Origin of the sequence: Pseudoalteromonas simplex (assembly GCF_015278155.1) — a bacterium.
Taxonomy (GTDB): domain Bacteria; phylum Pseudomonadota; class Gammaproteobacteria; order Enterobacterales; family Alteromonadaceae; genus Pseudoalteromonas; species Pseudoalteromonas simplex.
Map to the genome: position 1 here is coordinate 281,159 of NZ_JADILN010000002.1, position 15,172 is coordinate 296,330.

General features: G+C 41.1%; 14 protein-coding genes. 5 read left to right on the top strand and 9 right to left on the bottom strand.

Annotation, left to right across the window (positions count from 1 at the left end; translation table 11 throughout):
* The first annotated feature begins 51 nt into the window (after positions 1-51).
* Positions 52-1,062 carry a GlxA family transcriptional regulator gene (locus IRQ78_RS05205; protein ID WP_166340305.1) on the top strand — a complete coding sequence of 337 codons (1,011 nt, stop codon included), beginning with the start codon at positions 52-54 and terminating at the stop codon, positions 1,060-1,062.
* Positions 1,063-1,179: 117 nt separating this feature from the next.
* Complete coding sequence (locus tag IRQ78_RS05210; protein WP_194441537.1) at positions 1,180-2,379, top strand: GAF domain-containing sensor histidine kinase; 1,200 nt, start codon at positions 1,180-1,182, stop codon at positions 2,377-2,379.
* A 10-nt stretch (positions 2,380-2,389) separates the two neighbouring features.
* On the opposite strand, the gene IRQ78_RS05215 is transcribed toward IRQ78_RS05210, so the two are convergent.
* The 9 genes from IRQ78_RS05215 to IRQ78_RS05255 form a co-directional block, all read right to left on the bottom strand.
* A complete protein-coding gene (locus tag IRQ78_RS05215; protein ID WP_138600714.1) occupies positions 2,390-2,830 on the bottom strand; it encodes a GNAT family N-acetyltransferase in 441 nt (146 codons plus the stop codon).
* 26 nt (positions 2,831-2,856) lie between these two features.
* A complete protein-coding gene (locus IRQ78_RS05220) occupies positions 2,857-3,351 on the bottom strand; it encodes an MgtC/SapB family protein (RefSeq protein WP_054551426.1) in 495 nt (164 codons plus the stop codon).
* Positions 3,352-3,369: 18 nt separating this feature from the next.
* Positions 3,370-4,473: a GNAT family N-acetyltransferase/peptidase C39 family protein gene (locus IRQ78_RS05225; protein WP_194441538.1), complete on the bottom strand. Its 1,104-nt coding sequence runs from the start codon at positions 4,471-4,473 to the stop codon at positions 3,370-3,372.
* A complete protein-coding gene (locus tag IRQ78_RS05230) occupies positions 4,473-5,867 on the bottom strand; it encodes a RimK family protein (protein WP_194441539.1) in 1,395 nt (464 codons plus the stop codon). The genes IRQ78_RS05225 and IRQ78_RS05230 overlap by 1 nt, the downstream gene beginning before the upstream one ends.
* Positions 5,868-6,107: 240 nt before the next feature.
* A complete protein-coding gene (locus IRQ78_RS05235) occupies positions 6,108-6,584 on the bottom strand; it encodes a transcription elongation factor GreAB (RefSeq protein WP_054551429.1) in 477 nt (158 codons plus the stop codon).
* A gap of 76 nt (positions 6,585-6,660) precedes the next feature.
* Positions 6,661-7,581: a protein translocase subunit SecF gene (secF, locus tag IRQ78_RS05240; RefSeq protein ID WP_138615873.1), complete on the bottom strand. Its 921-nt coding sequence runs from the start codon at positions 7,579-7,581 to the stop codon at positions 6,661-6,663.
* Positions 7,578-9,389, bottom strand: a complete 1,812-nt coding sequence (gene secD, locus IRQ78_RS05245) for a protein translocase subunit SecD (RefSeq protein ID WP_194441540.1) — start codon at positions 9,387-9,389, stop codon at positions 7,578-7,580. The genes secF and secD overlap by 4 nt, the downstream gene beginning before the upstream one ends.
* A 74-nt stretch (positions 9,390-9,463) precedes the next feature.
* The gene (locus IRQ78_RS05250) at positions 9,464-9,841 is read right to left on the bottom strand and encodes a hypothetical protein (protein WP_054551432.1); all 378 of its coding nucleotides are present in this window, start codon (positions 9,839-9,841) and stop codon (positions 9,464-9,466) included.
* A gap of 193 nt (positions 9,842-10,034) precedes the next feature.
* Positions 10,035-11,081, bottom strand: coding sequence for an NAD(P)-dependent alcohol dehydrogenase (locus IRQ78_RS05255; RefSeq protein ID WP_194441542.1), 1,047 nt, complete (start codon positions 11,079-11,081; stop codon positions 10,035-10,037).
* A gap of 210 nt (positions 11,082-11,291) precedes the next feature.
* On the opposite strand from IRQ78_RS05255, the gene IRQ78_RS05260 reads away from it, so the two are divergent.
* The 3 genes from IRQ78_RS05260 to IRQ78_RS05270 all read left to right on the top strand — a co-directional run bounded on the left by IRQ78_RS05260 (position 11,292) and on the right by IRQ78_RS05270 (position 15,150).
* Complete coding sequence (locus IRQ78_RS05260; RefSeq protein ID WP_194441727.1) at positions 11,292-13,034, top strand: ABCB family ABC transporter ATP-binding protein/permease; 1,743 nt, start codon at positions 11,292-11,294, stop codon at positions 13,032-13,034.
* 74 nt (positions 13,035-13,108) lie between these two features.
* Positions 13,109-13,822, top strand: coding sequence for a YebC/PmpR family DNA-binding transcriptional regulator (locus IRQ78_RS05265; protein WP_135924910.1), 714 nt, complete (start codon positions 13,109-13,111; stop codon positions 13,820-13,822).
* 53 nt (positions 13,823-13,875) lie between these two features.
* Positions 13,876-15,150 (top strand): protein kinase, encoded by a 1,275-nt coding sequence (locus IRQ78_RS05270; RefSeq protein ID WP_194441543.1) that lies wholly within the window; start codon positions 13,876-13,878, stop codon positions 15,148-15,150.
* The last annotated feature ends 22 nt before the right edge of the window (positions 15,151-15,172 follow it).

Below are 15,172 nucleotides of genomic sequence, written 5' to 3' on the forward strand. Positions count from 1 at the left end.
AGCCAAATAACCTGCATAACAGGCCAAAAATAACTGGTCGGAGCAATTAGAGTGACGAAACTTCAACAAGTAAAAGCTATTGAAATTAGTATTTTGGTTTATCCCCATTTATTAATAACCAGTTTAACCCTGCCTATCGAAATGCTCAGAGCTGGCGAGGCCTTTGCTAAAAGCCATCGTCAGCAAAACGAATTTAAACCCTTAAACATCAATTTAGTTGCAAGTAGTCTAAAAGCGATCCCCAATCGTACTGGGCTTTCGATTATGCCCGATTGTGAAACCGTCACAGCGCCTGTAAGTGACTTAATTATCGTTCCCGGGATTTGGCGAAACCCGCGTCCAGTAGTAAGTAAACAAAAGAGTTTGGTGAACTGGCTTGGTGATTCTTGGCAGCAAGGCAGCCATATCATTGGTGTTGGCACAGGTAATTGTTTAGTTGCCGAAGCGGGATTACTAGATGGCCACCCTGCTACCACTCACTGGCACTACGCAGAACAATTTAAACGTGACTACCCTAAAGTACAGCTTAAGCCTGACTTTTTCATCACACAATCTGAGCGCATGTACACCGTTGCGAGTTTAAATGCCCTTGCCGATGTTATTGTGCATATTATTAGTCAATATTACGGCCGAGAAGCGGCGCAACATGTTGAGCGTAATTTCTCCCATGAAATTCGTAAACCTTACGAAGATCAGCGCTACCTTGAAGGTGCCGTTGATAAACACCCAGATGAGCTCATTGCACAAATTCAATTTTGGCTGAAAAACAATTTAACCTCAGAATTAACCCTGCAAGAAATTGCAGCGCAATTTAGTTTAAGCTACCGCACCTTTACGCGCCGATTTCGTCAAGCCACCAGCCAAACTCCTGTTGAGTATTGGCAACAGCTTAGAGTACAAACTGCAAAAGAGTTATTAGCGTCTTCAAATTTATCTATTCAAGAAGTTGCCCTGGAAGTAGGTTATAACGACCAAGGTCACTTAACACGAGTTTTTAAGAAAGTGCTTTCGCAAACACCCAGTGAATATCGCACAGTTGTTAGACGAAAACTATTTGGCTAAAACTAAAGTATCTAAATATATTTCAGGCTAAGTCAGATTAATCATATTTAAGTTGCTGAATTCAAGATTATTACTATCCTTTGACTTGTTGTATTAGTAATTGAGTAAATTTGATAAATGTATCAGCCAAATTATGATGAGTTAGTACAAAGTTGGAATAAAACGCTCGCTGTTTTAGCCCTGATTGCTGAAGTGCCCGTCGCATTAGTAATGAAAATAGAAAACAATATTATTAGTGTGTTTTCAAAAAACGATAACCAAGCAAATCCTTATGAAATTGGTGACAGCGAAGAGTTAGAAGATTCAGGCCTCTATTGCGAGCATGTCATAAAAACGCAGAACTTACTGAATATTCCAAACGCACTTATTGATGATGATTGGAAAGAAAACCCTGATATCAAGTTGAATATGATTTCTTATTTGGGTTTACCAATCTGTGCTGGAGATACTACCCCATTTGGTACTATTTGTATCCTTGATAGTAAACCCCATGAATATAATGAGCCAATAATAAAGCTACTCGAAACCATTAAACAAAGCTTCGAGACGCAACTAAAATTGTTACATCAGCAAAAACAAGCGTTTGAGCAGCAACAGTTTACTGAACTCGCGACCTTAATTCGAGGCATTGCTCATGAGATTAATACTCCTTTAGGTAACTGTATTACAACCGTTGATGTAACCAAACTTGCCTTAAATGACACTAAATCCCTACTAATAAAAAAACAATTAAGCCAACAAGCACTACAAAACACATTAGATACATTAGAGAACACTAATGAACTGCTAGATAGAAATTTAACCGCATGTGCACATAAAATACGAATTTTACAAGATTTGCTGTATACCAAATCACAATCTAGTAAAACTGTCATTACCTTAGCTCAGCTTTCAGAATCACTTCAAGAACACTTAAAAGAGCAAATAAAATATCGTGCAATTAAATTAGACATTAATTATCAAAACCCACATAGCCAATTTGAAGTTGAAATAGAGCTACTCAAGCAAGTACTCATTATTTTGCTACAAAACTCAATGGAGCATGCGTTCAACAATATTGCAGACCCTGCTATAGAAATTAATATTTTTAATTTTGATGAGGTGTTAAAAATTCACTATAAAGATAACGGCAACGGTATCAGCAGCAATGAACTAAGCTCAATTTTCACCCCTTTTTTTAAAGGTAGCAGCAATCAATCAGGTTTAGGGCTAGGCCTGAGTATTGCGAAGAAAATAGTTAGCCAACAACTGCAAGGCGATATTTGTGTACAAGAAAGTGATGCAGGCGCCCATTTTTTAATTAGTTTGCCTAAGTAAGTTGATAAGTTTAAATGTCTTTCGTAAATAAAATCTTACTAGTTTGTAGGCTGCCTCTGTCTTCATAACCTACAATTGAATAGCCATTTTTGATAAGCAGACTCAGCATTGCAGGAAAACGGTTCATCGACTTAACCTTTATAGTTAGGTAATTGTTGGCTTTAACCCATGCTTCTTGCGCGTTTAATAGAGCCTGTGCAATGCCCTGCCCTCTACATTTTGGTGCAACCGCACCAAGCCAGCTATAGAAAGTGTTTGAATCTAACGCATAACCCAGTTTGTAGGCCACAGGCTCATTATCGATATAAGCAACTAAAGCTAGGTGGTCAACATCTGCACACTGTGCCTGTAATTTACTGAGGGTATTTCGGCCATCAAACTCTGGTATTTGACTATCTATAAACAACAAATCTTCTAATCTAGCTGGCTTTATTACGTAAAGAGGCTCCATGAATAACTCTTATCTGATATCTTATGTCACTTTTCTTTTCGATAATACAACTTTGAGTAGCGTTTTACACGGGCATGCACACCACGACCTAGGCTCTTAAATTTAGCTTCAAGAACATCTACGCCATATAAAATCCCCACCACTAGCACTGATAGCTTTATCGCAGCGAGTAAGTTGTCAGTGGCAATGACAACACCAATTGATGCTAATACCCAAATCGTTGCAGCGGATGTTACACCAACAACCGCACCATCTTTTGCAAGCATCACCCCGGCACCCAAAAAGCCGATACCAGTAATGATCTGGCCAACGACACGTGAATGATCAATATCTTCCCCATGCAACATAAACGCTGTTGATAGAAACAAATAAGTACCCAACACAATGAGCGCTGAAGTACGAATACCCACAGGTTTACCGCGTAATTGACGCTCCATACCAATAATTGCGCCGCAAAAAGCGGCGCTACCAATTGCTGACCAAGAATAAGGGGCAATATCAAATAAACTACTCAGTGTCACTGCACTTCCAAATCAAAATTATAAATAAAAGGCCATCGCAGTACTGAGACGCGATGAACCAAAACTCGCCATTTTTGTAAAATCGGCTTTGGCTATAGGCACGTGCTGACAATCAATCGCCAATTGCTTTTCGTTCTCACAAAACGGGTCATGCACGTACAAGCAATGCTCATCAATATGGGTTACACACACCCAATGCGGTGACTTTTTACCATCAAATCGATAAGTGCTGATCAATAACACCACCGCTTTACCCTCAGCAAGCCAATCTTCAATGGAGGCCAAGGTTAACTCTTGATACCTCACTGGCAGCTTTGCAGCTATTGCTTCGGCTACAAATTGATTGTGTACGGTATGCAAAATGGCTTTTTTCTTTTCGCTTCTGACACCATCAATAAACAAGGTATCACGGGTATTTAAAACTACATCAGCTTTAAAACCACGTTTCATTGCAGCAAGTGCTAACCCTAGAGGATGACAACCGCCATGCCCTGAAGTCATGAAGATAGTCGTGGCTTCACGCCAGATATCCAGCTCTTTGAGTTGGCTCATTGCGGTATCATTCAATGATGACATTGCCATTAATAACGCCGCTGGACCACAGGTAAACTCGGTAGTTTGCTGGTACCAAGGTGTGTGTTTATCGGCATTAAATTCGATATTACGACGAATGTTTTTTTGCATTCGATGGGCGTCACTGTGGTCATCATAGTAATCACTGTAATGACCAAAAACTTGGTAGCCCAGTTTTTCATATAAACGAATTGCTGATTGGTTGTTTACCGCAACTTCTAAGCGCATGTATAAACGGCCCCGTTTAGCCGTTTCACTTTCAAGCGCAAGCAGTAACTGCGCAGCAATACCTTTACCTTGCTGAGATTGCAAAACCGCCAGTGAATATAACCGAGCAAGGCGTGTCCCTTTGTGACACCACACTAAGCCATATCCAACTAGTTGATTATCTACCTCGGCCACCATCAGTAAGCCGTGAGTTGCGCTGATCCAGCGTTTTAAACTACGGCTACTTAATCTATCTTGGCTAAAGCTTTGCTCTTCAATGGCAACAAGAGCCATCAAATCCGTGGCCTGTGCAAAGCGGATTTGACAAACAGATGCGTTCATTAACCGCGGCCTCTTGCTTCTAGGCGTTGTTTAAACTCATCCATAATGATCATATAAAGCTCATCACCTAAATAGGCATCTTCGACTTTATGGTCGATACTTGGGTTGTCATTCACTTCTAACACGTATGCTTTACCTTGATGCTCTTTAACATCAACACCATACAAACCTTTACCCACCGTTTTACAGGCTTTTAATGCTGCATCGAGGACCACTTTAGGTAGCTCAAAGGTAGGCAAGGTTTCAAAACCACCTGAGAAGAAGCGTTTTGCATCATGGTTGTAAATTTGCCAGTGATTACGCGCCATTAAATAACGACATGCATAAATTGCACGACCATTTAACACCCCGACACGCCAGTCGTATTCGGTATACATGTACTCTTGCGCAAGCACAAGTGCACTGAACTCAAACAGCTCTGTTAACTTAGCAACTAACTCATCACGATTAGCGACTTTAAATACGCCTTTCGAAAAAGAGCCTTCTGGCATTTTTAATACCAGCGGATAGCTAAAGTTTGCTTCTAAATTGTCAATTGTCTCTTCACTTGTATCAGCAACAACATGCGTTTTTAAACTCGGCACTTTTTGATAATTAAAGGCATCGTGCAAATACACTTTATTACAACAGCGTAGTATTGACTCAGCATCATCAATGACCACTAACCCTAAGCTTTGTGCTTTACTTGCTAAGCGATAAGTTGGATGGTCGATAGCCGTTGTTTGACGAATAAATAACGCATCAAATTGTGCAATATTAGTTATTTCATCAAATGTCAGTGCTTGAGCATAAATACCATGTTTAGCGGCTGCTTTGATGAATTTAGCAATGGCATCTTTATCACTTGGTGGCACTTTTTCTTGGTGATCAACCAAAATAGCCATATCCCAACGATAACGACGTTTTTTATCGTGAATACGCCATACTGACTCTGTAAAACTACTGAGCTGTTTTACAAATTCTGTAAAGGCTGTGTCATCTAATGATGCAATCGTGCCTTGCTTAACAACTCCTTGCTCATCACACACTAAAATAGGTGCGGGATATTGTGAGAATAGTGCTTTGGTTGCTTTACTATGCTGCTCTTGATCTGTATGGCCAAAAAATACAGTGCCACCAGCAAGTTCTTTATGACGCGAGCTGTGCTCATCGCTACGTAGTGCATTAATTGTTTTTACACTCGGTAATACCTGATGCTTTCTCGCTTCAGCAAGCAAAGAACAATAATAACCTTTACTTAAATACTGCCCTGTATCACACAAGTTTAAAATGCGCGTTTTTGGCTCATTATGTTTTGGATAATCACGTAAGTAGGTGTCAAAGGTAATGACATTTTCGAAATTTTGAGCAATACGTTGCTCATTGTTATCAACCACTATCAAGGTTTTAAACACGACTTTTCCTAAATTAAGTCTTATGAGAAAAATGAAAACACCCAACCAATTAAGTGAACGCATGAGGCTAAACTTCACTTAACTAGATGGGTGCTTGAAATACCAAAACACAATAATTGGTAATTAAGCGTATTGGTATAAGCCTTAAGCTTGATGTGATTTATAGAGGTTTTTTTGCTTTGTGACCAACGAGATATTTTTTACTTGAAGATGAAATTTACTGATTAAAAATACCAATAATTAAATTAACTGATCTATGCTGTACAGTTGTTTATTGCCAGCTATTGAGAGTTCAACTTCATCATCAAGGCTCTTTCCAATCAATTGCTTACCTAACGGCGCTTCTCGGGTTACAACATAAATAGGCTGCTCTTTTACGGTAACCACTAAGCCACCTGCACTTGGGCCCATAAAAAACCACTTTGCGTTATCTTGCTCATCGATAAGACACACTAATGCACCTTCACGAACCTTATTAAACTCGCTTTCTTTAAACACCGCATTGAATGCCTGAATATCACGGTAGCATTCATTAACTCGCTCAGCTTGCCCTTGGGCTAAATAAGCGGCTTCTAAACCCAAGGTATCGTATTGAGTTTCAGCAACACTTTCTTCGTGAGTTGCTGCATCATGGGCCGCTTTTGCCGCTGCTTTGGCGTTTTGCAGTTGTGCCTCTAGCGCAAAGCGTAAATGTTCAATTACGTGTGTTTTATTCATATCAAAGTAGCTAAAACAGAAAAGCCGCTATTCTATGGAAAAATAGCGGCTGATGAAAGTAAGTTATAAAACTGGCTTACGGCAACTCCATATAGGCTTTAGTTTTATCATCCAGTGTTTGGGTGTAATTTTCTGAACTTAACCCCAATAACTGCGGCAAGGTCGCGGCGATACAAATCGATGAGAAGGTCCCTACAACAATACCCACAAATAACGCGATAGCAAAACCCGTTAATGCAGCCCCTGCAAGCAGCCAAATACAAGCAATGGTCGCAAGTGTTGTGCCTGAGGTGATCAATGTACGTGTTAAGGTAGAACCAATTGCATCGTTAATCACAACATGGGTATTTATGCGTTGATTGTCTGGCTGAATACGTAAAAGCTCTCTAACTCTGTCGCCAACAATAATTGAGTCATTCAATGAATAACCAATAATAGCCAGTAAACTCGCCAGCACGGTTAAATTAAACTCAAGCCCAAGTAAGGAAAATAAACCAAGCACTAAGATTAAATCATGTAACAGTGCAACCACTGAACCTACCGCGAGTCGCCATTCAAAGCGCACAGCAAGATAAACCATAATTGCAATCAGCGCTGCAAATAAAGCTAAACAACCTTGTTCAAAAAGCTCATCACCCACTTGTGAGCCTAAAAATGAGCTAGATAAAACGGTATAGTCTACCCCTTGCTCATTCAGCTCTGCTTGCCAAGTACTGGCTTTACTAACCTCTGGTGCTTCTCTTAAAACAAAGTGATATTCACCCGCTTTACTTATAGTTAATTTACTCGCAACCTCAGGGCTTAACTTTGCCTTTAAATCTGTAATTGTTGTGACTGACGCTGTGTTAATTTCCGTGATGTAGCCACCTGTAAAATCAAGACCAAAGTTTAGCCCTTTTACAGATAAAACAGTTAAGCTCGTAATGACTAAAACACAACTAAGCAATAATCCTAAAACGCGCGCTTTACTAGCTGCAGTTAATGTTGACCAACTCATGCTTTAGCCCCCGTTAAATTAGTTAGTTTAATGTAGAGTGTTTGGCTAAGCGCTTTCGAAATATAAACGCCAGTAAAGACACTAGTTAATAGCCCAAGCGCCAATGTGATTGCAAAGCCTTTCACCGGCCCATAACCAATGGCATATAAAATAATTGCCGTGATCATCGTAGTCACATTGGCATCAAAAATGGTCGAAAATGCTTGGTTATAACCTTGCTCTATCGCTTGATAAGTAGGCCGGCCTTTACGCTTCTCTTCTTTTATTCGCTCAAAGATAATCACATTGGTATCCACTGCCATCCCTATCGTCAGTACGAGCCCAGCAATACCCGGTAAGGTCAGCACAACCCCCGGTAATAACGACATTAAACCAACTAAAGCCGTTAGATTAAGCAATAAAGCAATATTGGCAATCAGCCCTAAGCGACGATACCAAAGCGCCATAAACGCAAGGGTAATTCCGATACCCAGCATTAACGCTGCTAAACCGTGTTCAATGTTTTCACTGCCTAAGCTTGGGCCTATGGTTTGTTCTTGAACAATTGTCACTGGCGCTGTGAGCGACCCAGCGCGTAGTAAAAGCGCTAAATCGTAGGCTGCTTGCGGGCTTTTCATATTAGTAATGCTAAAACGAGAACTTAAATGCTGGGCAATGTTTGCCACATTGATCACTTCGCTTTTTTTCACAACGTCGCCATTTGCATCCCGCGAGTATTCAGAATACACCGTGGCCATAGGCTTACCTATGTTGTGCTTAGAAAATGCAGACATGGCATCGCCACCTTGCGAATCTAAACTAAGCTGCACTAAAGGCTTGCCCCATTCATCTTTGCCAACACTGGCATTATTAATGTGATCACCTGAAAAAATCGCAACAGGGTTTAAATTAACAACGCCACCACCTTGCACATTAAACGCTTTACCACCTACTTCGACGACTTGGTAAAAATCAAGAGTCGCAGTTGCACCAATAATACGTTTCGCTTCTGATGGGTCTTGCACACCGGGTAACTCAATGCGAATACGCTGCTTACCTTGTCTTTGCGTTACCGCTTCTGTGATACCAAGCTCTTCAATACGACCACGCAGTGTTGTTAAGCTTTGCGCCATAACTTGTTTATTAAATTCGCTTTGGCTTTGCTCATTAAAATGCAGTAATACCGTGGTTAGGTTATTCGTTGTTGATTTAGTTTGCATCAGGCCTTTAAATTGACCTTGTAACGTTGAAACAAGCCCCGCGAGTTGCTCCTCGCCGCTTGGTAAAATTTGTAGCTCAACCCCTTCTTTTACAACACTTGCCCGAATACCACGAATTTTGTCTTTACGAAGCGTTAATTTAGTTTGTTGATAGACACTGTTTAAGTGCTCTTGCATTGCTTTCTCTAGGTCAACATCAAGCACAAATAACACCCCACCATTTAAGTCGAGTCCCAACTTAATCGGTGAAAGCCCAAGCTGCTGAAGCCATTGTGGGCTTGTCGCATGCTCAACAATTTTAGCCTCTAGCTGTGGGTATTGCGTTTTTATAAAGCTCAACGCATTGGCACTTTGAGTCGGTTCAGCTAATAAAATAGCCAGTTGTGCTTGGCTATCATTGGCTTCAGTCACTTCAAAACCATGTTGATTTAGTGCCGTTGTCACACTTTGCAGCGTCACAGTCTGATCTGGCAAGCTAATGTGCAACCAAGATTTGTTAGGGTAAAGGTTAGGTAGTGCGCTAACCGCTAATAAAATACACGCCGCTATCATAGCGACATAACTCATTTTTAGACGACGCCATAGCGCCGGCTTTGATTTATGTGACATACATGACTTCCTTCCGGCATTGTCAGCCGGTAAAAATTTAATTCCAAAAAATAAAAAGTAACGAAGGAAGCCGTTTAGCTATGGTAGGTGGTATTGGCTTTGTACAAGAGATTAGCGTCTTTCCAGCCACTAATGCGGGATTTACGTTGAGTGGCTAATGCAAACCATGGGATCACACGTACAGCACCTGGCGGCGCTAAAAAGTGCTCTTTCCCCCAATCTTCAGCAAAGAATTCAATTAATAGTTCGTAATCAGGATCAACCTGACTATGATAAAGAAATAATGATGAATTACTGGCAGTTAAACGCGGCATAAGGGTATCAAACCCCGATGGTTCATCCGGTTTAGGATGCTCAGCTGTATGAGTTTGGGAAATAACTGGTGTTTTAGTCAGCTCGACTTGGAACAATTTAGTTGCAGAAAAGTGTGACTGAGTGTCAGGCATAGCCATACTCTGTGCACTAAAGAACACAGTAAAGAGCAAGATAATGACTGAGAAAAACCGTAACAAGAACTGACCAATAAATTAAGCGGATGACAGGGATATAATGAGGGTAAAAAAATAAAACACAAGGTATTACTTAAATAAAAGTGACTAAAACAAAAAGCGGGCCTAATTAGGCCCGCTTAGTCATTTAACTTTGTTAAACTTCTAATGATGACATGTCGATAACAAAGCGTGAGGCCATATCACCTTGCTTTAATTTATCGAATGCGTCGTTAATTTGGTCCATTTTGATCATTTCAACTTCTGGCAGAATATTATGTAACGCACAGAAATCGAGGATCTCTTGGGTTTGCGCTATACCGCCAATTAATGAGCCAGCAACACGGCGACGCCCCATTAATAACGGCACTGAGTTAGACTCAGCAAGCTCACCTACTTGACCAACCAATACTTGCGTACCATCAATATCTAAAAGCGGAATATACGGCGTAAAGTCGTGTTTTACCGGAATGGTATTAATGATCACATCAAATTGATTAGCATGCGCTTGCATGGCATCTTCATCGCTCGATACCAATAAATCTTTTGCGCCATAAGATAAAACCTGCTGTTTTTTCTTATCACTGCGGCTAATAGCTGTAACATTTGCGCCCATTGCAGCTGCGATTTTAATTGCCATGTGGCCTAAACCACCTAACCCAATCACACCAACACGGCTACCAGGGCCAACATTCCACGTACGTAGTGGCGAATACGTTGTGATACCCGCACATAAAATTGGTGCACATTTAGCAAGGTCTAAGCCTTCAGGCACGCTCAATACAAACTCTTCACGCACCACAATGTGTTTTGAATAACCACCTTGAGTGATTTCACCACTAATGCGGTCTTGTCCTGAGTAGGTCCCTACCATACCTTCGCGACAAAACTGCTCTTCACCGTGATGACATTGGTCACAGCTTAAACAGCTATCAACCATACAACCCACAGCAACATTATCGCCCACTTTATATTTAGTAACGCCGCTACCTACTTCAAGGACGCGACCAACGATTTCATGGCCTGGTACCACTGGGTACTGAGTCCAGCCCCAGTCGTTTTCTGCGGTGTGTAAGTCTGAATGGCACACGCCACAATATAGAATTTCAATTGATACATCTTCATCACGAAGTGCACGGCGTTCAAAATGATACGGCTCTAATGGTTTTTCAGAATCATGTGCTGCATAACCGACGGTTTTCATGCTTACTCCTTAGTTTTCTTCGTGTTTTACTCATGCATTTAACTAATTTGCTAATGCGCTTGTGTATAATGCATTCAGTATAGAGGTAAATTAACAAATTACACTTGCCTAAAACACGAAAGCTTTTGCCTATTTTTATCAAATTGATTCAAGAGACTCCCAATGCGTGGAATGAGCCGCAAAGAACAGGTAACGAGATCGCCTGATGCAATGAACCTATCACAAAGCATCAAAACACTTTGGCCCTATTTAATGACCTTTAAAGGCCGCGTTATTTTAGCCGTCTTAGCGCTTATTGCTGCAAAAGGCGCCACATTGCTGATGCCTTGGGCACTAAAAGAAATAATTGACGCGGTTGATGCGAGTATCAACCCGCTATTAAGTGTTCCTATTGCCTTGCTGATCGCCTATGGTTTACTGCGCTTTGCCAGTGTATTTTTTGGTGAAGTACGCGATGCATTATTTGGCCGTGTTACAGAGCACGCTATGCGCCATATTGGCCTAAAAGTTTTTAAACACTTGCATAGTTTAGAACTTGCTTTTCACCTGGATAGGCAAACAGGTGGTATCAGTCGCGATATAGAGCGTGGTACAAGTGGCCTCAGCTTTTTAATGCGCTTTTTAATGTTTAATATCGTGCCAACACTATTTGAAATAATCACAGTAGCGATTATTTTTGCGACCTTGTTTTCACCTTGGTTTGCACTGGTCACATTAATTGCCGTCACTACTTACATTGCTTTTACTGTGATAGTAACTCAGTGGCGTAACCGATTTATTCGTGAAGCAAATGCTGCCGATAACAACTCAAACACCCGTGCAATCGACAGCTTACTAAATTACGAAACCGTTAAGTACTTCAACAATGAACAGTATGAAGCGAGCACCTACGACGGCTTTTTAGCTAAATGGGAGCAAGCGAGGCTTAAAAATCGTTTATCGTTACTGGCACTTAATTCAGGGCAAGCACTTATCATCGCCGCGGCTATTACAGCGCTAATGTGGCTCGGTGCCAGCTCAGTGGTCAACAAAGAGCTAACAATAGGTGAGCTTGTGATGATCAATGCTTATATGATCCAGTTATTTTTACCACTTAACTTTTTAGGTTTTGTTTATCGTGAGATACGCCGTGCGCTGACTGACCTTGAAAATATGCTGGGGCTGTTAAATCGCAAAGCCGCCATTAGCGATGACAAAGATGCAAAACCATTAAATGCAACCAAAGCAGCTATTCGATTTGAAAATGTGTCGTTTAGTTACGACAAACAACGGCCAATTTTATATAACTTAAGCTTTGAGGTTACTTCTGGCAGCAAAGTGGCGATTGTGGGTGCCAGTGGCGCAGGTAAAAGCACTCTAAGCCGCCTGCTCTACCGTTTTTATGATGTGGATGCGGGTAAAATTTATATCGATGAGCAAGCAATCAACACAGTGACACTTGAAAGTTTGCGCCAAGCAATTGCCATCGTACCGCAAGATACCGTGCTATTTAACACCAGCATTCGCGAAAACATCGCTTACGGAAACCCAACGGCAAGCGAAGATGAAATTGATAAAGCCATAAGCCTTGCCCATTTAGATGGATTTATTGCCAGCCTAGATAAAGGCGATAAAACCCTTGTTGGTGAGCGCGGTTTAAAAGTGTCGGGCGGTGAAAAGCAGCGCATTGCAATTGCTAGAGCCATTTTAAAAGGTTCACCCATTTTATTATTTGATGAGGCAACATCGGCGCTAGATTCGCATTCAGAGCAAGCCATTCTCAGCGCGATGCGTGAAGTCGCACAAAGTCATACCAGCTTGGTTATTGCACATCGTTTATCAACAATTACTGACGCAGACAAAATTATTGTTATGAAACAAGGACAGGTTGTTGAGCAAGGTCAGCACCATCAACTGCTTGCAGCGAATGGTGAATACGCACGAATGTGGCAGTTACAGCAAAGCGAAGAATAAACACTGTTAACTAGTAGGTTAAATGATTAGAATAACCGCTTTATTTTTATCTATAACAAAAAGGCAACACGCAGATGGGCAGAGCTTATCAAAACAAAAAAGACTCAATGGCAAAAACTGCGGGTGCAAAAACCAAAGTTTATTCAAAGTACGGAAAAGAAATTTATATCTGCGCTAAGAATGGTGGTGTTGATCCCGATGGCAACTTAGCGCTTCGTCGCTTAATTGAGCGTGCTAAGAAAGACCAAGTACCTACGCATGTAATTGAGCGTGCAATCGATAAAGCCAAAGGCGGTGGCGGCGAAGATTATGTAGCAACTCGCTATGAAGGTTACGGCCCGGGTAACTGTATGATCATTGTTGACTGTTTAACCGACAACAACAAACGTACATTCGCTGACGTACGTGTTTGTTTTACTAAAGCAAATGCAAAAATTGGCGCGCAAAACTCAGTATCACACTTATTTGATCACCTCGCTATTTTTGTCTTTGATGGTGATGATGACGAAGCTGTTTTAGAAGCGCTAATGATGGCTGATGTAGATGTAACGGATGTAGAAGTTGAAGACGGTAAAGTGACGGTATTCGCGCCACACACTGAATACAACAACACCCGTACAGCACTTGAAGAAATGGGAGTTACTGATTTCCACGAAGATCTAATTGCTTTTGTGCCGCAAGTAGAAGCACCCATTGAAGGTGAAGACGTTGAAGTCATGGAACGCTTTTTAGCCATGCTAGAAGACTGTGACGACGTACAAAACGTTTACCATAACGCACAGTTTTAATTAAAAAGGCCAACCAAGTTGGCCTTTTACCTTTTAGCCCAAAGGAATCAACATTGAATACCCTCGAAGAGTTAAAAGCCGGTTCTCTACAAGGTTGTACACGGCTTCAGCTTGTTGCAAAACTAACCGAATTGCCAAAAGAAATTTATACTCTAGCCGATACGTTAGAAATCCTCGATTTATCTAATAACCAGCTAAGTGATTTACCTGACGATTTTTACAAATTAAAAAATCTCAAACGGCTGTTTTTATCATTTAATCAGTTTAAACATATTCCAGACGTGCTAAGAGAATGCCCTAACTTAATCATGGTGGCATTTAAAGGTAATCAAATTACTGAATTTAAAGCACACTGTTTGCCAACGCAGATTGAATGGCTGATCTTAACGGATAATCAAATCCCCGCTTTACCTGATTCATTTGGTGAGTACAGCAAGCTGAAAAAGCTCGCACTGGCAGGTAATCAGTTAACTCATTTGCCAGCTTCAATGGCTAATTGTAACGAGCTTGAGCTAATACGTTTAAGTGCCAATAAGCTTACAAAAGTTGAAGATTGGCTTTTAGCTTTACCGAAACTTGCTTGGCTTGCCTTCTCTGGTAACGATTTAAATCGCTCAACTAGCTTACACTGTGAGCAGTTTAGCAAAATCACACTGAATGAAATCGAAGTTAAAAAGCCGATTGGCCAAGGTGCGTCTGGGGTTATTCACTTAGCTAATTGGCATCAACGTCCTGTTGCCCTTAAGTTATTTAAAGGCGAGATCACCAGTGATGGCTATCCACTCGATGAGCTAAATTGTTGTTTAAAAGCCAGTGAGCATCCAAATCTCATTAAAGCATTGGGCTATGTCGATGAAGAGTCACAACTTGGTTTAGTGATGGAGCTTATCAGTAAAGAGTTCACGAATCTTGGTTTGCCACCTTCCCTTGTAACTTGTACTCGTGATACCTTCGAAGACAACTGCCAGTACGCGCCAGAAGTGGTGCTAAAAATCGTCAAGCAAATGGCAAGTACCCTCGCTCATTTGCATCAAAAGCAAGTAAGCCATGGTGACATTTATGCCCATAACAGCATGATCAATTCACAGGGAGAGTTATTATTTGGTGACTTTGGTGCAGCAACCGACTTATCCATGCTGACGCCTGATCAACAGCAGCGATTAGAAGGCATTGAAGTACGCGCCCTTGGTTATTTCATCGATGATTTACTGACTGTAGTCACTGAACAAAACGACATTACCACTATGCTTGCTGACGTAGTTCAAGAGTGCTTAGGACTCAACTCAGACAAACGCCCTCGCCTTTCTGAGCTAGTTTCGCGATTATGAGTGTAGTGTAATTATAAATAAA